This is a genomic window from Nocardia sp. NPDC049737 (genome assembly GCF_040674755.1).
GTDB lineage: Bacteria > Actinomycetota > Actinomycetes > Mycobacteriales > Mycobacteriaceae > Nocardia.
In genome coordinates this window covers 94,035-111,420 of sequence record NZ_JBFANH010000007.1, presented here as the reverse complement: position 1 = coordinate 111,420, position 17,386 = coordinate 94,035, and the positions used below count along the sequence as shown (strand labels likewise).

The window sequence follows — 17,386 nt, the reverse complement described above, 5'->3', positions numbered from 1 at the left end:
GACCTTCTCCGTGCTGACGGCATATGCCCTCAAATTAGAACACGTTCTCATCACGACTGTCAGCGGCTTGATGGGGGATGACCTGGTCGAATGCATATTCAGTCCGCCTGATGATCCGGTGCGCGGCTCGCCGCGAACTCGCGTGCCCAGCGGTAGTCGGGCTTGCCGCTCGGGGCGCGCGTAACGACGTCGGCGAGCCAGATCTGCCTCGGCACCTTGTACCCCGCGAGGTGCTTGCGCACGTGGCGCTCCAGCGCGGCGAAATCCACCTCGGCACCCGCTACGGATATGACCGCGGCCACCTGCTGGCCCCAACGCTCGTGCGGTACCCCGATCACTACCGCGTCATAGACGGACTCATGCGCCTTGACCACACTCTCGACCTCTTCGACGAAGACCTTCTCGCCGCCGGTGTTGACGACCATATTGCCGCGCCCGATCAGTGTTACCGAGCCGTCCGGCTCGACCCTGGCGCGATCGTCGGTCACCACGATCCGGGCACCGTCGACCGTCTTGAACAGTCGCTCGGTCTTCTCCGGATCCTTGTAATAGCCGATCGGCACCGCGCCGGTCTTGGCCAGCCAGCCCTCGGCACCGGGTTCGACCGGTCGTCCCGCATCATCGACCACTATCGCGCCGCGCCCGCTCTGCACCCGCGGACCGCGGCCTGGATTGTCGTCCTTCTGCGCGAAACCGATACCGCCGAAACCGGTTTCGGAGGAGCCGATGGAATCGGAGATGATCGTCGACGGAAACAATTCCAGCAGTGCGTTTTTCACCGGCTGCGACAGCAGCGCGGCACCGGAGCCGATGGCGACGAGCGAGGAGGCGTCGACCGGTGCGGCACGGTAGGCATCGATCAGTGGACGTGCCATGGCATCGCCGGTGATCACCATGATCTGTGGGCGGCGCTGTTCGACCACCTGCCACACTCGCCGCGCATCGAATTTGGGCTCGAAGATCACGGCATTGCCGGACCACAGGGCGGTGAAGGACGGCATCATGGCGGCGGCGTGGATGAGCGGCGGGAGCACGAACCAGGTGCTCGGTTCGCCCTGCGCGCCGACACGGGACTGTTGATATTCGTCGGAAACCGGTTCATTCGTGTAGAAGTCGATGCCGCCGCCGAGAACCCGCCACATATCCTCTTGCCGCCACATGACGCCCTTGGGTCGGCCGGTGGTGCCGCCGGTGTACATCATGAACAGGTCGTCGGGGCTGCGGTCTATGACGCGGCGGGTGGGGGAGCCGCTGAGCAGTGCCTGCTCGAACGAGGCGGACAGGTCTGCCGGGGCGATGGTGTCGGCGGGTGGCCGATCGACGATCAGCACCCGGATCGACGGCGTTTCGGCGAGTGCTTCCAGCGCCGTGTCTGTGTATTTCTCATGGCACACAAGCACTTCGAGATCCGCGTTGTCATAGAGGTAGCGCAGTTCTTCGACGCCGTAGCGGTAGTTGATATTGATCGGCACTGCCCGCGCCTTGAAACAGGCAATGAGGGTGGTCATGGTCTCGATGCCGTTGTGCATCTGGAAACCCACGTGCGTACCGTGGCCGACGCCGATCGAGCCGAGATGATCGGCGAGCCGATTCGCGCGGGCCTCGAGTTCGGCGTAGGTGAGTGCGAGATCGCCCTCGATCAGCGCGGTGCGCTGCGGCATCGCGTCGACCGCGTGCTCGAAGAGGTCGGCGAAGTTGTGGGACATGGCAATTCACTCTCAGTGAATGACGGTGAGCGGTAGCGGGATGCCGCGGTCGGTGAAGGTGAAGGCGGCGCCGGTGCTGATCCGGGTAATGGCCACCTCGGTCGCCTCCTTGAACGGCGCTGCGGCGAGAGCTATCTCAGCGGTCCAGCCGTGTTCGTCAGCGGCGGCGGACCTGACGCCGAATCGCGGGTTCACGCCGCGCACCATGGCTTCCAGTGGTGCGAGATGCTCGGGATCAGTCAGCGTTGGCCAGGTGCGGTCAGTGCTGGCATCGCTGTGCCACGGCACCCGCAACTGCACCGCATCGTCGGCGACGGAGACGTCGAGTTTGCTGTACGGCAAGGGATTCCACGCCGGATGCAAACGCAATACCGCTGCCAACGCGGTTGGATCGTCACCGAGCCCGAGTGCGTTGCGAATCCGCTCGGAGGTTATTCCGGCGATGCCCGTGAATTGTTTGCGGCCGATATCTGTTGCGGTGTCGGCAGATCGAGCGCGCACAGCAGTCATGAAACCGATGGTGAGCAGGTGGTGTTGCAGGCAGACCTCGTCGGCCATCCGCACCAACGCCGATTTGGAGAAGTCCGCGAAGCGCAGATCACTGAGCAGCGGACCCGCGTAATCGCTTTGGCCCGGATCGTCCTTATCGATCGGGGCCAACTCCAGCAATGCGGCTCGGGAATTGGCGACCACCTCGGCATTCGGCGGTGTGGGCGGTGGAATATGTGTCGGGTCGATGATGACGGTCCACGCGCACACCGGCTTTCGGTCCGCTGGCTGACGCGGCGGCCGGTGGATCGGCCGAACCTGGGCATGCGGATTGGTGGCGAGGGCGGTCGCATCGAAGGTCGGATCCTCGATGTCGTGGCACATGGAGACCACGAACTCCTCGCCGAGCGGCTCCACATCCGCCAGCGCGCCGCAGTGGTCCAGCCAGAACTCGCCGTGATCGCGATCCTCGACGCGGAACCGGAAGTCCATGAACTGCGGCGGCGCACCGATATCGAGTTGCAGACCTTTGAAGATCGTCGGCACGTCATCGCCGTCGAAATCGAGCGCGCGGCGCATGCGGCGGGTGTAGACCGGACTGGCCAGCTGCCACTCCTCGATGGCGACCGCCGCCATGCCCTCGCGCCCGAATGCGCCGATGGAGTGCGCCATTCCGGACCGGTCGATCAGATGACCGCACAGCAGCAGTTCGGGCACCAGCGTCGCCAGCTGGGCCCGCGACAATCGGTCGAAGCTCGATATCACCACAGTGGAACCGGTGCTTCGCCGATCCGATACCAGCCCGGCAGCGTCTTACCGGAGACCGAACGCTGGATGCGCTTGTGCATCCCCGCCGTCAGCGCATTGTTCTGGATCATCTCCACGAACAACTGCGAGACATTGCCGAAGTCGAAAAAGTCACGCTGCCAGGTCCATTGGTAGTTGCCGCCGTAGCGGAACCAGCTGCCGCCGATACCCTCCGGACTGTAGTTGCGGCCATCGGGTCGCTTGTTATCGCTGATCTGTTTCCAGAACCCGATGACATCGCCGCTGCGCTCATCGATGACGAACTGTTGGTACGGATAGGACCAGCCCTCCAGCCCCTCCATCTCCTGACCGAGGGCGAGTTCCCGGATCTCGGCCCGCCCGACCGCCATGAATTCCTGTGTCGGTCCGTAGTTCCAGCCGTAGGTCGCGTCCTCGGTGTACATCTCGGCGAGCGGTTTCCAATCGCCCTTTTCCTCGCAGCGCTGGTTCTCCAGCACCCAGCGCCGGACCATCTCGTCGAGTTCGGCGCGGTCGAAATCTGGCATTACCGTGTTCCTTTCACGGGGTCGTCGTCCCGGATCGATAGCGCTTGGGTGGGGCAGTAGCGCACCGCGCGTTCGATATCGGCGCGGTCTTCGGGACCCGGTGTCGGGTCGAGGATTTCGACCTTGCCGCGCTTGGGCACGGTGAAGGCCGAGGGTGCTTCGTCCTGGCAGACGGCATGCCCCTGACACAGATCCAGATCGGCGATGATCCTCAAGGTCGGCTCCCGTCCTCGGCATTCGGTAATGGACGCAGCGGGGCCTCGGGCTGGACCTCGATCAGCACGAGATGTGCCCCGCGCGGTGCGCAGACCACGGCAATGACCGCAGCGGCCAGATCGCCGGCACGCAGCATGTACGGATGACGGGCGAAGCCCCAGGTCTTCCAGTCCTCCAGCATCGGCCCGACTACCTCGGGCGTGGAGTTCATGCCCATGCCGGTCAACGTCGGACCCGGGCGCACGAGTGACGCGCGAACCCCGCTGCCCTCCAGCTCCATTCGCATCTGCTGGACCATTGCCTCGAGCCCGGCCTTAGCCGCGCTGTAGGCGCCGGTGCGCGGGCGCGGTTCCTCGGCGCAGTCGGAGCTGATCAAGACGAAATCACCGCGCTGCCTGCGCATCATCCCCGGCAGTACCCGGTGCACCAACCGGTGCGCACCGACCAGATGCACCTGTACCTGCTGCAGGAACCGTTCCGGTTCCATCTCGTGCACCAGCGAGAATTCGATATCGCCCGCACCGGAGACCAGGATTTCGGTGGGTCCGAGGGTGTCTTCGGCCATGGTGACGAATTCGTCGATGGATGCGGGGTCGGTGACATCGAGCTGATGGGCGAAGGCCTCGCCGCCGTTGGCGCGGATCTTGGCCGCCAGCGCCTCGCATTGATCCACCCGGCGTGCCCCGAGCGCGACGGGATGCCCGAGTTCGGCCAGCGCCTCGGCCGTCGCGGCGCCGATACCGGAGGACGCCCCGGCCACAATCGCCGGTCGACGCATCGGATTCGGTTCGAACCGTGGCATTATTTGGCCTCCACGATGATGGGCAGGTTGGCGAACCCGCGGACATTGCTCGAGTGCACGCGCTTGATCCCGGCGTGGACGACGTCGTAAGACCGCACGCGCGAGGTGAATTCGCGCAGCGCGACGGTGGCTTCCAACCGGGCGAGGTGTGCGCCCAGGCAGAAGTGCACGCCCGCACCGAAACTGGCCATTGCGGCCTTATCGGTGCGTTCGATGCGGTAGCTGTCGCCGTCGGTGAAGACCTCCGGGTCCCGATTGGCCGAACCGATCAGCAGCAGCACCTTCGCGCCCTTCGGGATGGTCCGGCCGTGCTGGTCGATATCCACCGCGGCACAGCGCGCGACCATCTGACTGGAGGTGTCGTAGCGCAGCGTCTCCTCGACCCAGTCGGTGACAAGCTCGGGTTCCGCGACGACCTTGGCGTATTCGCCCGGATTGCGCGCACTCCAATACAGCGCATTGCCGAGGAGTTTGGTGGTGGTCTCGTTACCGGCCACCACCATCAGGAACATGAAGCCGATGATCTCCTCATCGGACAGGGAGTCTCCGTCGATTTCGGCATCCAGCAGCGCCGAGGTGAGATCCATTGTCGGAGCGCGTCTTCGCGCGGCGACCAGATCCGCGTAATAGGTGAGCAGCGTGATCGATGCCTGCGCGGCGGCCATCGGGACATCCAAAACGCCGTCCTCGCGGTGCAGCACCAGATCAGCCAACCTGCGGATCTCCGCACGGTCGGCCTCGGGCACGCCCATTAGTTCGGAGATGACATCCATCGGGAGTTTGCCAGCGACCTCGTCGATCCAGTCGAACTCGCCGGTCGCGAGTGCCGGTTCGAGGTAGGAGAGTGTCAGTGCCCTGATCCGGTCTTCCATCTCGGCCACCCGCTTGGGGGTGAAGCCCTTGTAGACGAGTCGGCGCATGCGCATGTGCCGCGGATCGTCCATGGCCAGGAACGACATCACCCGACTCGCGTGCGGGCCCCAGGCCGCCGGATCCAGCGAGACCCCGTTGGCGCTGGACAGGCGGACGCTGTCGCGGAAGGCCGCGGTCACATCCGCGTGCCGCGACAGCGCCCAGAAATCCAGATCGGCGTTGTGATAGAGCGGCGCCTCGGTGCGCAGCCGCTCATAGGTGGGGTAAGGGTCCTCGTGGAACGCGTAGTCGTAAGGGTCGAAGGTCAGGGGCTCCAGTGAGGCGGCCGTCATCGCGATAACCCGGAATTCGAGAACCGGTTCTCATCAATGACCGGTGCCGCGGCATTGATGGGAGACACATAGCTGGACATGTGTCTGGACGGTACCAGCGGCGCGCCGGAATCGACAGGGGTTTCCTGAACAATCTGTGTAGGGATGAGGCTCGGGCCGAACAATGGCTGGTAGTTCTTCTCGGGTGCCCTCAGGCTAGCTTGCGAGCGCAGTTCTGAAACGGGTTCTTGCGCATGGGAGCGAAGCGAGACTATATTCCGTACACCTGTCCAGACAGTATCGGAGCCTTTATGAATGCAGCATCGCGCAGCGATTCGGTGAGCGGCGGTGATCGGGCGACGGGTGGGCGCAGCATCCTGCCCGCCGACGGTTCGCGCCTGCTGATCGGCGGCAAACTGGTCACCGGTGGGGACGGCGTCTTCGCGACGGTGAACCCGGCGACCGAAGCCGTCATCGGTCAGGCCGCGAATGCGAACGGCGCGGATATGGACGCGGCCATCGCGGCCGCGCGCACCGCCTTCGACGATACGGACTGGTCGCGTGATCACCTCTTCCGCGCCCGCTGCCTCGAACAGTTGCACACCGCATTGCAGGCAAATGTGGACGAACTGCGCGAGATCACCGTCGCCGAGGCGGGCGCACCGACCATGCTGACCAGGGGGCCGCAACTCGAAGGCCCGGTCGCGGACCTGTCCTTTTCCGCATCGCTGGCCGAAACCTACAGCTGGGAAACCGATCTCGGCACCGCGACCCCCATGGGCATCAAAAGTCATCGGGTGCTGCGCCGGGAGGCGGTCGGCGTGGTGGGTGCCATTACGCCGTGGAACTTCCCGCACCAGATCAATTTCGCCAAACTGGGTCCCGCGCTCGCGGCCGGAAATACCGTGGTGCTCAAGCCCGCCCCGGATACCCCGTGGTGTGCGGCGGCCGTCGGCGCGATCATTGCCGAGCAGACCGATATTCCGCCCGGCGTCGTCAATATCGTGACCTCCACCGATCACGGTCTCGGCGCGCAGCTCACCACCGATCCGCGCGTCGACATGATCAGCTTCACCGGTTCGACCCAGACCGGTAGATCGGTAATGACGGGCGCGGCGACGACTTTGAAGAAGACCTTCCTCGAACTCGGCGGCAAATCGGCATTCATCGTGCTCGACGATGCGAATATCGCGGGAGCCTGTTCGGTGGCGGCGTTCTCGGTGGCCGTGCACGCGGGACAGGGATGTGCCCTCACGACCCGACTGCTGGTGCCGCGCGCGGCATACGACGAAGCCATCCAGGCCGCGGCCGCCACTCTGTCGAGCATTGTGCCCGGTGATCCGGCCGATGCGCGCACCGTCTGCGGACCGCTGATCTCCGAACGCCAGCGGGCCAGGGTGGAGCGGTATCTGGAGATCGCGCGCGCCGAAGGCGGCCGGATCGTAGTCGGCGGCGGCCGACCACCGGGCCGCGAGCGCGGGTACTTCATCGAACCCACCCTGATCGCGGATGTGCCGAATACCGCGACGGTCGCTCGCGAGGAAATCTTCGGCCCCGTGCTGGTGGTGATACCGCACGACGGGGACGACGATGCGATCCGGATCGCCAACGACTCACCGTACGGGCTCTCCGGCTCGGTATGGGGCACCGACCCGGACCGAATTCGGCACGTCACCAATGGCGTTCGGACCGGCACGATCGGCGTCAACGGCGGCATCTGGTACTCCGCCGACGCACCGTTCGGCGGCTACAAACAATCCGGCATCGGCCGGGAAATGGGCGTCGCCGGGTTCGAGGAATATCTGGAAACCAAGCTCGTCGCGACCGCCGGATAATTATTAGGAGCTGATTTCATGACTCGATTCCCGGGAAAGACCGCCATCGTCACCGGCGCCGCCCAAGGCATCGGCGCCACATACGCCAAGGCGCTGGCCAACGAAGGCGCCAATGTCGTTGTCGCCGATCTGAATGCCGAACGCGGTAAGGCCGTCGCGGCCGAGATCACCGCCGGCGGCGGCAGTGCCATCTTCGGCGAGGTCGATGTGGCCGATCCGGAATCGGCCACCGCCCTCGCCGAATTGACCGTCCGCGAATTCGGCGCGATCGACCATCTGGTGAACAATGCCGCCATCTACGGCGATATGAAACTCAACCTGCTGCTCAGCGTGCCATGGGACTACTACAAGAAGTTCATGAGCGTGAATATGGACGGCGCGCTGAATATGACTCGCGCGGTGTGGCAGCACATGGTCAAGGCGGGCGGCGGATCGATCGTCAACCAGTCCTCCACGGCCGCATGGACCTACTCCAGCTTCTACGGCCTGGCCAAGGTCGGTATCAACGGCCTGACCCAGCAACTCGCCTTCGAACTCGGCGGTTCCAACATCCGCATCAATGCCATCGCACCCGGCCCCATCGATACCGAAGCCACCAAAACCGTGACACCGAGCGTCATCGTCGACGATATGGTGAAACGGTTGCCGCTCAAGCGAATGGGAACACCGGATGATCTGGTCGGCGCCTGCCTGTATCTGCTCTCGGACGACGCGAGCTGGGTCACCGGGCAGATCTTCAATGTCGACGGCGGACAAGTGTTCCGGTCATGAGTGAGCGCAGCGAGCGAACTATCGGCACGGCTGGCGAATTGCCGGTCGGGTTCATCGGTTTGGGCAATATGGGCGCACCGATGGCCAAGAGTCTGCTGTCCTGGCCCGGCGGACTCACCGTCTGCGATATGCGCCCCGATGCGGTCGCGCCGCTGACCGAAGCCGGTGCGGCATCGGCGGTTTCGGCCGCCGAAATCGCCGAGAAGGCGGCCGTCATCTCGGTGACCGTTCTGGACGATGCGCAAGTGCGGGCCGTGGTCACCGGACCGGACGGGGTATTGCGAACGGCCGCCCCGGGCACCGTAATCGCCGTGCACTCCACCATCAGCGACCGGACCGCCGAACAGTTGGCGGGCGAATGTGCCGAATACGGCGTCGAATTGGTGGACGCACCGATCAGCGGTGGTGCGGCCGGGGCGACGCGCGGCAAGCTCGCGGTGATGGTCGGCGGCAGCGATACGGCGTTCGAGCGGGTGCGCGGACCGTTCGGCTGCTTCGCCGATCTGGTCGTGCACGCCGGACCGGTCGGCGCGGGCACCCGAATGAAGTTGGCGCGCAACCTCTTGCACTTCATCGCCTTCACCGCCGCCACCGAGGCGCAGCGGCTCGCCGAAGCCGCGGATTTGGATATCACCGTGCTGGGCAATGTCGTCCGGCACTCGGACGCCGTCACCGGCGGCCCCGGCGCGATCATGCTGCGCGACCGCACCGCGCCGATCGAACCGAATGATTTCTGGCTGCCGATCCTGAGCCATGTGCGTGATCTCGGCGAAAAGGATCTGAGCCTGGCCCTGGATCTCGGCGCGCGACTCGGCGTCGAACTGCCGCTGGCGGAACTGGCTCTCGACCGCCTCGGGCCCGGGCTCGGCGTGCCAAAGGAAAGGGAATCCAATGAGTGAAGCATCGCGTAGCGATTCGGTGGAGGGTGGCGGTCGGGTGACGGGTGGGCGTGCGAACGGATCAGCGGATTCCGTGCGTCAGCGCGGGCTGGCCAAGATGGCCGAGGTCTACGGCACCGAATTCCAGAACTACCCCAGCGACCATTTCGCCATGACGGCCGATCATCTCTTCGCCGAAATCTGGTCGCGTCCCGGACTCACCATCCGGGACCGGCGACTGATCCTGCTCGGCGCGCTCACCGCCCAGGGGGCGATGGATACGGCGGGTATCCAGATCGGCGCGGCCCTACGCAACGAGGAGCTGACCGAGGCGCAGCTGCACGAGATCGCGCTGTTCCTCTGCTATTACGTCGGCTGGCCAAGTGGCACCAAACTCGACCTGTTGGTGGGAACGATTGTCGCCCAACAGAAAAAGGCGGCGCGTAAGAAGTCCGAACAGGCAGGGGAGTCCGATTCGCCTGTGCTGTCCGAAGACGTGAGCAAGTGAGGAACGCGAAACATGTCTGATGCCGCAAAGATCCGGCCGCTGCGTGCCGACGCGATCGCCGCGTGGGATTTCGAGGCGGATGTCGTCGTCGCCGGATACGGCATCGCCGGTGTCTGCGCCGCTATCGAGGCCGCCCGTGCGGGTGCCGACGTGCTGATCCTGGAACGCACCGGCGGCTGGGGCGGCGCGGCGGCCATGGCGGGCGGATTCATCTACCTCGGTGGTGGCACGCCCTTGCAGCAGGCGCTCGGGTTCGAGGACACACCGGAGAATATGGAGACATTCCTGCAGGCCGCGCTGGGGCCGGGACAGGATCGGGCGAAGATCGCGGACTACTGCCACAACAGCGTCGAGCACTACAACTGGCTGGTCTCCTGCGGTGTCCCGTTCAAGGAGGAGTTCTGGGGTGAGCCCGGCTGGGAGCCGCCGCACGACGAAGGTCTGATGTACTCCGGCGGCGAGAATGCCGCGCCGTTCAATGCGATCGCGAAACCCGCTCCGCGCGGCCATGTTCCGCAGATGGCGGATAAGAAGATCGGTGCCAAGAGCGGCGGCTACATGCTGATGAAGCCGCTCGCCGACGCCGCCGAAAGTCTCGGTGTCGGTGTCGAATACGACATCAGGATCCGGCGGCTGGTGATCGACGAGAGCGATCGGGTGGTCGGCGTCATCGCGACGCGCTTCGGCAAGGAGGTCGCGGTCCGCGCCGAACGCGGGGTCGTGCTCGCCACCGGCAGTTTCGCCTACCACCAGCAGATGATCGAAGGCTATGCGCCGCGGCTGATCGGGCGGCCCGCCGCCGCCATCGAGGAGCACGACGGCGTCGGCATCCTGGTCGCGCAGGCGCTGGGTGCGGAGTTGGCCCATATGGATGCCACCGAGGTGGCGTTCTTCGGTGATCCGCAGCTGTTGGCGCGCGGCATCCTGGTCAACGGGCGCGGTCAGCGCTATATCCCGGAGGACACCTATCCGGGGCGGATCGGGCAGGCGACGCTGATCCAGCAGGAGAATCAGGCATTTCTGGTCATCGATGAGCAGTCGCTCGAGGCGGCGCTGGCCACGGTGACATCCACGCCGTTCTTTCGGCAGCCGCCGACCTGGGCGGCCGAGACGGTCGCGGAGCTGGAGTCCGATATGGGTCTGCCGGAGCGCGCGTTGCAGGGCACCGTCGATTGCTACAACTTGCACGCCGCCGACGGCAAGGATCCGTTGCTCGGGAAGAAGCCCCAGTGGGTCAAGCCGATCGGCACCCCGGTCGCGGCGTTCGATATGCGGGGATTCACGGCGGGTTTCACCCTCGGCGGGCTGCGCACCGATCTGGATTCGCGGGTGCTGCACGTCTCCGGGGAACCGATTCCCGGTCTGTTCGCCGCGGGCCGCTGCACCTCCGGACTCTGTGCCGGCGGCTATGTCAGCGGTGCGTCCCTCGGTGACGGCAGCTTCTATGGCCGACGCGCCGGTCGTGCCGCCGCAAAGTAGGATCTAGACACATGTCCGAAGGTGAGTCCATCATCCTGGAGGCGACCCGGCGTCGCCTCACCGAGAAGCAGGCCGACACCGTCGACAAGCTGACCAGGGCCGCAGTGGAAGTGCTTGCGCGCGAAGGCTTCGCGGGGATGACCATCCGCATGGTCGCCGCAGCGGCCGGTGTCGGCACCGCCACGGCGTATACCTACTTCTCCTCCAAGGAACACCTCGTCGCCGAGATCTTCTGGCGTCGCCTGTTCGCCAGTTCGGCTCCCGTCAGCGAGGATCCGGACCCCACGGTCCGGGTCGTCGCCGAGCTGCGCAATATCGCCATGCTCGTCGCCGATGAGCAGGAACTCTCGGGCGCGGTGACCAGTGCCCTACTCGGCCGCGATCCCGATGTGGCCCATCTCCGCGCGCGGATCGGGATGGAGATCCGCAAACGACTGGTGCGCGCTCTCGGTCCCGACGCCGACCAGGACGTAGTCGAATCCCTGGAACTCCTCTACGCGGGCGCGCTCGTCCGCGCGGGTATGGGCTACGCCTCCTACTCCGAAATCGCCGACCGCATCGAGAAGTCGGCGCTGCTGATCCTGAAGTAGGGCGCTTACCTGTGAGGTAATCGACTTCATTATCCGGGCTCGCAATGATGGTGGGGCACCTCATGATTGGAGAAACCGATGCCCTACTTCGAATCGCACGACGGCACCGCACTGCACTACCAGGACTGGGGGTCCGGGCAGCCGGTGCTTTTCCTGGCCGGTGGCTGGTTGAGCAGCACCTCGTGGGAGTTGCAGATGCTGCCGCTGTCCAAGCAGGGGCTGCGGTGCCTGTCCTACGACCGGCGTGGACACGGCAAGTCGGACTGGGTCGGGCACGGCTACGACTACGACACGCTGGCCGCGGATCTGGCGGCATTCCTGGAACATCTCGATTTGCGCGAGGTCACCGTGGTCGCACATTCGATGGCGGGCGGTGAGATCGTCCGATACCTGACCCGGTACGGCAGCGATCGGATCAGCCGGGTCGCGCTGGTCTCGGTGACAATGCCGTATTTCGCGCAGGCCGAGGACAATCCGAACGGCGTGCCGAAGGCGGTTTTCGATGCGGTTGGTGCGGCGCGCGCCGCGGACCGGCCGCTGTGGATGGAGCAGAACGCGCAGGCATTCTTCGCGACACATTTGGGCAACCAGGTGTCCTCGGCGCGGATCGCCTGGATGGTCCAGAAGTGCATGGACTGTTCACTTCTGGCGGCGGACGAGATCATGAATACGATCTACAACGCCGACTTCCGCGACGAGTTGCGCGCACTCACCGTGCCCACGCTGGTCATCCACGGTGACGCCGACGCTTCGGCCCCCATCGACCTCTGCGGTCGGGTGATCAAGGACCTGATTCCCGGCAACACCTACAAGGAATACCCGGCTACCGGCCACGGCATCATGATCTCGCACGCCGCGCAACTCAATGCCGACATCCTCGATTTCGTCAAGGCATGAGGCTCGATGCGGTAGCGGCGGATTCTTGTCGTACCCCGCCGCTACCGTGAGCCCATGGGATTCGCGCTCTCGCTCACGGTGTCGCCCGAGGATATCGATGGCAACGGGCATATGAACCAGGCCGTTTATCTGCAATACGCGGAACGAGCGCGGTGGGCCTGCCTGCGGGAGGGCGGCTTATCCCAGGAGAAGCTGCTGGAGGCCGGAGTCGGGCCGATCTCGCTGCAGGTGACGCTCCAATTCAAACAGGAACTGTTCGTGGGCGACGAAGTCACTGTCACTTGCGATTTCGCCTGGGATGGCAAGACCCACCGGACCATCCAGGAGATCCGCAAGGCGGACGGCACGATCTCCGCCGAGATCGTCGGCGTGGGCGGTCTACTCGATCTCACCGAACGGCGCTTGGTGCCGGACGGCGCGCGCTACTTCCGCGACCTCGCGCAGGATCCCACGGTCTTCGGTCTGGGCCGGTCGGAGTAGTTCTAAGGGTTCATTGAGACCTCGAGAGTTGGGGGACGTCCCTGATGGCGCGGGCGCGCGATACCGGACAGACTGGATCCCATGACTTCGCACGCCCTAGGTGCCGACCTCGAGAATTCGGCAGCCGCCACTACTGTGGCGGCCCGCGCCATCGACCTGGTGAAGGTCTATGGACACGGAGATACGCAGGTCAGGGCACTGGATGGGGTATCGGCAGAGTTCGTGAAGGGGGAGTTCACCGCGATCATGGGGCCCTCCGGATCGGGCAAATCGACCCTGATGCACTGCCTGGCCGGCCTGGACAGTGCCAGCACCGGAACCGTGCGGATCGGTGATACCGATCTCGCCGAGCTTTCCGATAAGCAGATGACCAGGCTGCGCCGCGATCGCATCGGCTTCGTCTTCCAGGCGTTCAACCTGGTGCCGACGCTGACCGCGCAAGAGAACATCACCTTGCCGCTGGATATCGCGGGCCGCAAGCCTGACCAGGACTGGCTGGATACGGTCATCAAGCGGCTCGGGCTCACCGATCGACTCACACACCGGCCCAGCGAACTGTCCGGCGGGCAGCAGCAGCGCGTGGCCTGTGCGCGGGCGCTGGCAGGGAAGCCGGAGATCATCTTCGGTGACGAGCCGACCGGCAATCTCGACTCGCGCGCCTCGGAGGAGGTGCTCTCGATCCTGCGCGCGGCGGTGGACGAATTCGGGCAGACCGTCGTCATCGTCACCCATGAGCCGCATGCGGCGGGATATGCCGACCGGGTGGTGTTCCTCGCCGACGGTCGCATTGTCGACGAGTTGCGTGATCCGACCGCCGAATCGGTGCTCGACAAGATGAAGTCGCTGGAGCAGGTGTAGTGAGCGAGCGTCAGCGAGTGAACCAAAGACACAGCGCGCCTTCGCGCACGACGGAGCCGAGGGTCAGCGAGGCGCAGTCGTGAGCGAGCGTCAGCGAGTGAACCAAAGACACAGCGCGCCTTCGCGCACGACGGAGCCGAGCGTCAGCGAGGCGCAGTCGTGAGCGGCAAACCGATGCGCAAGGTGGTCTTGCGCAATCTCGCCGCGCACAAGGTGCGCCTGGCATTGACCCTGCTATCGGTGGTGCTCGGAACCGCATTCATCGCTGGCTCATTCGTCTTCACCGACACGTTGCAGCGCACCTTCGACGGAATCTTCGCCAATCAGGCCAAGGGCGTCGATGTTCGAGTGAGTCCGCAAAAGCAACAGGCACAGGGCATCCCGCTCAGCATGGTCGATCAGATCTCGAAGATGGACGGGGTGCGGGCGGTCGCGCCGAGCGTCAACGGACCGTTGGTGCTGCTGTATCCGGATGGCAAAAAGGCCGTACAGACCGGTGGCGCACCGACTTTCGGTCAGTCCTATATTCCGCCGGATAAGGCGGTCGCCGAACCGGATAAGTTCGTTCACGGCGTTCCGCCCGCGCACGAGGGCGAAATCGCGCTCAATACCGGCGGTGCCGAACGCGCGGGTCTGCATGTCGGTGACAAGACCAAAGTGCTGGTTCCCTCACACGGTAACCCGATCGACGTCACCCTCACCGGAGTCTACGAAGTCCCTTCGGACACCGGCGGATTCATCGGCGTGCTGTTCGACGACACGCAGGCCCGCCAGCTGTTCACCGACGGTTCGCATGTCGCCTATGTCGATATCGCGGCCGCCGCCGGTACGCCCGGCGACGAACTGCGCGACAGCATCGCGAACGTACTGGTGGATTACAAGGTGCAGAACGGCGATCAGGTGCGCGCCGATCTGAAGAAGGAAGTCTCCAACGCGCTCAACTTCATCAATTACTTCCTGCTCGCCTTCGGTGCGATCGCACTGATCGTCGGCACCTTCATCATCTACAACACCTTCTCGATGATCGTGGCCCAGCGGCTGCGTGAGCTGGCGCTACTGCGCGCGGTCGGCGCGAGTCGACAACAGGTGGGCCGATCCGTGGTCACGGAGGCACTGGTCATCGGATTGATCGGCAGCACAATCGGTTTGGCGTGCGGCATCGGTCTGGCCTTCGGGCTTTCGGCACTGCTCAACGCATTCGATCTCGGCCTGCCGACCGGATCGCTGACGGTGCTGCCGCGCACGGCGATCGTAGGACTGCTCGTCGGGCTGCTGGTGACGGTGGTCAGCGCCTATGCGCCCGCGCGTCGCGCCGCCAAGATTCCGCCGGTGGAGGCCATGCGCGAGGAGTTCGCCTCGACCGGTGAATCGCTGCGGCTGCGGACCGGAATCGGTATTGCGCTGGCCGTCGCGGGTGTGGTGCTCGTGGTGCTCGGTGCGCAGAAGACCGGCGGCCATGCCGCATTGACGGTCGGGATCGGCGCACTCGGCCTGATCTTCGCGGTACTGCTGGCCGCACCCGCATTGTCGCGGCCGGTGGTGGGCGGTCTCGGGGTGCTGCTGCGGCCGTTCGGTCCTATTGGTCGGATGTCGCGCAATAATGCCGCGCGCAACCCACGGCGCACTGCCGCAACGGCTTTCGCGCTCACCCTCGGTCTGATGCTGGTGACCGCGATCGGCATGCTCGGCGCATCTGCGAAGGCCAGCGTGACCGTGCTCGTCGACAAGGGTGTGAAGGCCGACTACGTGCTGGCCGGACCGCAGCTGATCGGTGTGCCGCTCGGCGCGGGTGACGCGGTGCGCAAATCGGTGCCCGGGGTGGCGGATGTGGTCGGCTTGCGCGGTGTCACGTTCAAGGTGGGCGATGAGCAGCTGACCGGCACCGAATTCGACGGCTCGCCCGACAGCGTCCTCAACTACGACATGATCGAGGGCACCAACACGCTGGGTGACCGCGATGTCATGGTGTCGGAGAACGAGGCCGACAAGCGCGGCTGGAAGGTCGGCGATCAGGTCACCGTGACGAGCCTCGGGTTCAAGAAGATTCCGGTCAAGGTGGTCGGCATCTACAAGAAGACGCCGTTGCTCGGCCCCTTGGTGGTGTCGCCGGTCATGTACGACGAGGTGATGCCGGTCAACTTCCGGACCAACCTGTTCATGTTCGTCAAGGCCGAGCCCGGTGCCGACCTCACCCGGATGCGTACCGATCTGGAGAATGCGACCGAGCAGTTCGTCGTGGTCCAGGTGCAGGACCGCGAGGAGTTCAAGGGTGCGCAGGGCAAGCAGATCAATACGCTGCTCGCCATCCTGTACGGGCTGCTCGCGCTCGCGGTGGTGATCGCGATTCTCGGCATCGTCAATACTCTGGCGCTGTCGGTGGTGGAACGCCGTCGAGAGATCGGCATGTTGCGCGCGGTCGGCATGCAACGGGCGCAGGTGCGCCGAACCATCTATCTGGAATCCATGCTGATAGCGGTATTCGGTGCGATCGTCGGGATGCTGCTCGGTCTCGGCCTCGGTGTCGGCTTCCTGCGAACCCTGCGTGACCTGGGCATCGATGAGATCGCCATCCCGTGGAACCAACTGGTGCTGGTGCTCATCAGCTCGGCCGTGGTCGGTGTGCTGGCCGCGCTGTGGCCAGGTATCCGTGCCGCCCGTACGCCACCGCTGGCGGCTATCGCGGATCTGTAGGTCCTAGCCAGGGAACCTCGGGTGCGGGCATCCGTCCGCCCTCGTGCGCGGCCAGTTCGATGGCGGTGGCGAGGGCGGTCGAGGTCTCCGCGTGGTTGTTGTGCCGGGTGAATTCGGTGCGGGCCAGGTCGAGTGCGGAACCGAGGTCAGCGCCTCGGGACAGACCCGCGATTATCGCGGCTAGGACCTCGAAATGCGTCGGCTTGTCGTATTCGCTCATCCGACCCGGCAATGGTGCCCCGCAGGCAGTCGGCCGCTCGGATTGCCCTGGGTGAGTGCCGCTGTGTCACAGCCGAATTCGAAGATCTGTCGGATGGTCCTCCGGCGGTCGAGACCGCAGGGTGCCGCGCGGACGACGGCCGCGCAGCCCTTGGAGTCATTGATGGGTGCGGTCCGGGTGCCGAGCGGGCCCGGTTCTCGCCGCTCGGCCGCTCGCCGTAGGGCGGAGATCGCGGCGCGGGTGTTGCCGCGCTGGCTCATGAGTTCCTGCGACAGGATGCTCTGCGGTGCGTAGGGCTGGCGCGGGATGGTGTGCCGCGTACACCGCGCCCATGCCACCGCGGCTCAGTTCCCGTTCGATTACGTTCTCCGCGAATACATCACCACGGCGCAGCGAGCGGGCCCCTCCAACGCGTCGAGATCGCCGAGCAGCCTATCGGAGATGTGTCTGTCCGGTCACAGTGTGCTGA

General features: G+C 65.1%; 18 protein-coding genes. 10 read left to right on the top strand and 8 right to left on the bottom strand.

The window, feature by feature from the left end; all coding sequences use genetic code 11:
• Positions 1 to 98 precede the first annotated feature (98 nt).
• From AB0J47_RS12125 to AB0J47_RS12100, 6 genes are read right to left on the bottom strand one after another with little or no spacing between them, the layout of a single operon-like run.
• The gene (locus AB0J47_RS12125) at positions 99 to 1,706 is read right to left on the bottom strand and encodes an acyl-CoA synthetase (protein ID WP_364344129.1); all 1,608 of its coding nucleotides are present in this window, start codon (positions 1,704 to 1,706) and stop codon (positions 99 to 101) included.
• 12 nt (positions 1,707 to 1,718) lie between these two features.
• Complete coding sequence (locus AB0J47_RS12120; RefSeq protein WP_364344126.1) at positions 1,719 to 2,963, bottom strand: hypothetical protein; 1,245 nt, start codon at positions 2,961 to 2,963, stop codon at positions 1,719 to 1,721.
• The gene (locus AB0J47_RS12115; RefSeq protein WP_364344123.1) at positions 2,957 to 3,508 is read right to left on the bottom strand and encodes a nuclear transport factor 2 family protein; all 552 of its coding nucleotides are present in this window, start codon (positions 3,506 to 3,508) and stop codon (positions 2,957 to 2,959) included. Before AB0J47_RS12115 ends, AB0J47_RS12120 begins: the two co-directional genes overlap by 7 nt.
• On the bottom strand, positions 3,508 to 3,723 hold the full coding sequence (locus tag AB0J47_RS12110; RefSeq protein WP_364344120.1) for a ferredoxin: 216 nt from the start codon (positions 3,721 to 3,723) through the stop codon (positions 3,508 to 3,510). The genes AB0J47_RS12115 and AB0J47_RS12110 overlap by 1 nt, the downstream gene beginning before the upstream one ends.
• Positions 3,720 to 4,526, bottom strand: coding sequence for an SDR family oxidoreductase (locus AB0J47_RS12105; RefSeq protein WP_364344117.1), 807 nt, complete (start codon positions 4,524 to 4,526; stop codon positions 3,720 to 3,722). Before AB0J47_RS12105 ends, AB0J47_RS12110 begins: the two co-directional genes overlap by 4 nt.
• Positions 4,526 to 5,731 carry a cytochrome P450 gene (locus AB0J47_RS12100; protein ID WP_364344114.1) on the bottom strand — a complete coding sequence of 402 codons (1,206 nt, stop codon included), beginning with the start codon at positions 5,729 to 5,731 and terminating at the stop codon, positions 4,526 to 4,528. The genes AB0J47_RS12105 and AB0J47_RS12100 overlap by 1 nt, the downstream gene beginning before the upstream one ends.
• A 290-nt stretch (positions 5,732 to 6,021) precedes the next feature.
• Between AB0J47_RS12100 and AB0J47_RS12095 the strand changes: the two genes are divergently transcribed.
• From AB0J47_RS12095 to AB0J47_RS12050, 10 genes are all read left to right on the top strand, one after another.
• Positions 6,022 to 7,545, top strand: a complete 1,524-nt coding sequence (locus AB0J47_RS12095) for an aldehyde dehydrogenase (RefSeq protein WP_364344111.1) — start codon at positions 6,022 to 6,024, stop codon at positions 7,543 to 7,545.
• An 18-nt stretch (positions 7,546 to 7,563) separates the two neighbouring features.
• On the top strand, positions 7,564 to 8,316 hold the full coding sequence (locus tag AB0J47_RS12090; RefSeq protein ID WP_364344108.1) for an SDR family oxidoreductase: 753 nt from the start codon (positions 7,564 to 7,566) through the stop codon (positions 8,314 to 8,316).
• Positions 8,313 to 9,215: an NAD(P)-dependent oxidoreductase gene (locus AB0J47_RS12085; RefSeq protein ID WP_364344105.1), complete on the top strand. Its 903-nt coding sequence runs from the start codon at positions 8,313 to 8,315 to the stop codon at positions 9,213 to 9,215. Before AB0J47_RS12090 ends, AB0J47_RS12085 begins: the two co-directional genes overlap by 4 nt.
• Positions 9,216 to 9,312: 97 nt before the next feature.
• On the top strand, positions 9,313 to 9,702 hold the full coding sequence (locus AB0J47_RS12080; protein WP_364344599.1) for a carboxymuconolactone decarboxylase family protein: 390 nt from the start codon (positions 9,313 to 9,315) through the stop codon (positions 9,700 to 9,702).
• Positions 9,703 to 9,714: 12 nt separating this feature from the next.
• A complete protein-coding gene (locus tag AB0J47_RS12075; protein ID WP_364344102.1) occupies positions 9,715 to 11,181 on the top strand; it encodes an FAD-dependent oxidoreductase in 1,467 nt (488 codons plus the stop codon).
• 11 nt (positions 11,182 to 11,192) lie between these two features.
• Positions 11,193 to 11,771, top strand: a complete 579-nt coding sequence (locus AB0J47_RS12070) for a TetR family transcriptional regulator (RefSeq protein ID WP_364344099.1) — start codon at positions 11,193 to 11,195, stop codon at positions 11,769 to 11,771.
• 78 nt (positions 11,772 to 11,849) lie between these two features.
• Complete coding sequence (locus tag AB0J47_RS12065; protein ID WP_364344096.1) at positions 11,850 to 12,668, top strand: alpha/beta hydrolase; 819 nt, start codon at positions 11,850 to 11,852, stop codon at positions 12,666 to 12,668.
• 54 nt (positions 12,669 to 12,722) lie between these two features.
• Positions 12,723 to 13,148: an acyl-CoA thioesterase gene (locus AB0J47_RS12060; protein WP_364344093.1), complete on the top strand. Its 426-nt coding sequence runs from the start codon at positions 12,723 to 12,725 to the stop codon at positions 13,146 to 13,148.
• Positions 13,149 to 13,229: 81 nt separating this feature from the next.
• Positions 13,230 to 14,006: an ABC transporter ATP-binding protein gene (locus AB0J47_RS12055; protein ID WP_364344090.1), complete on the top strand. Its 777-nt coding sequence runs from the start codon at positions 13,230 to 13,232 to the stop codon at positions 14,004 to 14,006.
• A 174-nt stretch (positions 14,007 to 14,180) separates the two neighbouring features.
• The gene (locus AB0J47_RS12050) at positions 14,181 to 16,697 is read left to right on the top strand and encodes an FtsX-like permease family protein (protein ID WP_364344596.1); all 2,517 of its coding nucleotides are present in this window, start codon (positions 14,181 to 14,183) and stop codon (positions 16,695 to 16,697) included.
• Here the strand turns inward: AB0J47_RS12050 and AB0J47_RS12045 are convergent.
• Positions 16,681 to 16,917, bottom strand: a complete 237-nt coding sequence (locus AB0J47_RS12045) for a hypothetical protein (protein WP_364344087.1) — start codon at positions 16,915 to 16,917, stop codon at positions 16,681 to 16,683. The two genes, AB0J47_RS12050 and AB0J47_RS12045, sit on opposite strands and share 17 nt — an antisense overlap.
• Positions 16,914 to 17,255 carry an ADP-ribosylglycohydrolase family protein gene (locus AB0J47_RS12040; RefSeq protein WP_364344084.1) on the bottom strand — a complete coding sequence of 114 codons (342 nt, stop codon included), beginning with the start codon at positions 17,253 to 17,255 and terminating at the stop codon, positions 16,914 to 16,916. The genes AB0J47_RS12045 and AB0J47_RS12040 overlap by 4 nt, the downstream gene beginning before the upstream one ends.
• Positions 17,256 to 17,386 lie beyond the last annotated feature (131 nt).

Bases quoted from the DNA above. Each gene is read 5' to 3' on its own strand.
- AB0J47_RS12085 (WP_364344105.1), top strand. From the start codon at position 8,313: ATGAGTGAGCGCAGCGAGCGAACTATCGGCACGGCTGGCGAATTGCCG.
- AB0J47_RS12060 (WP_364344093.1), top strand. From the start codon at position 12,723: ATGGGATTCGCGCTCTCGCTCACGGTGTCGCCCGAGGATATCGATGGC.
- AB0J47_RS12075 (WP_364344102.1), top strand. From the start codon at position 9,715: ATGTCTGATGCCGCAAAGATCCGGCCGCTGCGTGCCGACGCGATCGCC.
- AB0J47_RS12050 (WP_364344596.1), top strand. From the start codon at position 14,181: ATGCGCAAGGTGGTCTTGCGCAATCTCGCCGCGCACAAGGTGCGCCTG.
- AB0J47_RS12080 (WP_364344599.1), top strand. From the start codon at position 9,313: ATGGCCGAGGTCTACGGCACCGAATTCCAGAACTACCCCAGCGACCAT.
- AB0J47_RS12045 (WP_364344087.1), bottom strand. From the start codon at position 16,917: ATGAGCGAATACGACAAGCCGACGCATTTCGAGGTCCTAGCCGCGATA.
- AB0J47_RS12105 (WP_364344117.1), bottom strand. From the start codon at position 4,526: ATGCCACGGTTCGAACCGAATCCGATGCGTCGACCGGCGATTGTGGCC.
- AB0J47_RS12070 (WP_364344099.1), top strand. From the start codon at position 11,193: ATGTCCGAAGGTGAGTCCATCATCCTGGAGGCGACCCGGCGTCGCCTC.
- AB0J47_RS12095 (WP_364344111.1), top strand. From the start codon at position 6,022: ATGAATGCAGCATCGCGCAGCGATTCGGTGAGCGGCGGTGATCGGGCG.
- AB0J47_RS12065 (WP_364344096.1), top strand. From the start codon at position 11,850: ATGCCCTACTTCGAATCGCACGACGGCACCGCACTGCACTACCAGGAC.
- AB0J47_RS12100 (WP_364344114.1), bottom strand. From the start codon at position 5,731: ATGACGGCCGCCTCACTGGAGCCCCTGACCTTCGACCCTTACGACTAC.
- AB0J47_RS12125 (WP_364344129.1), bottom strand. From the start codon at position 1,706: ATGTCCCACAACTTCGCCGACCTCTTCGAGCACGCGGTCGACGCGATG.
- AB0J47_RS12055 (WP_364344090.1), top strand. From the start codon at position 13,230: ATGACTTCGCACGCCCTAGGTGCCGACCTCGAGAATTCGGCAGCCGCC.
- AB0J47_RS12090 (WP_364344108.1), top strand. From the start codon at position 7,564: ATGACTCGATTCCCGGGAAAGACCGCCATCGTCACCGGCGCCGCCCAA.
- AB0J47_RS12115 (WP_364344123.1), bottom strand. From the start codon at position 3,508: ATGCCAGATTTCGACCGCGCCGAACTCGACGAGATGGTCCGGCGCTGG.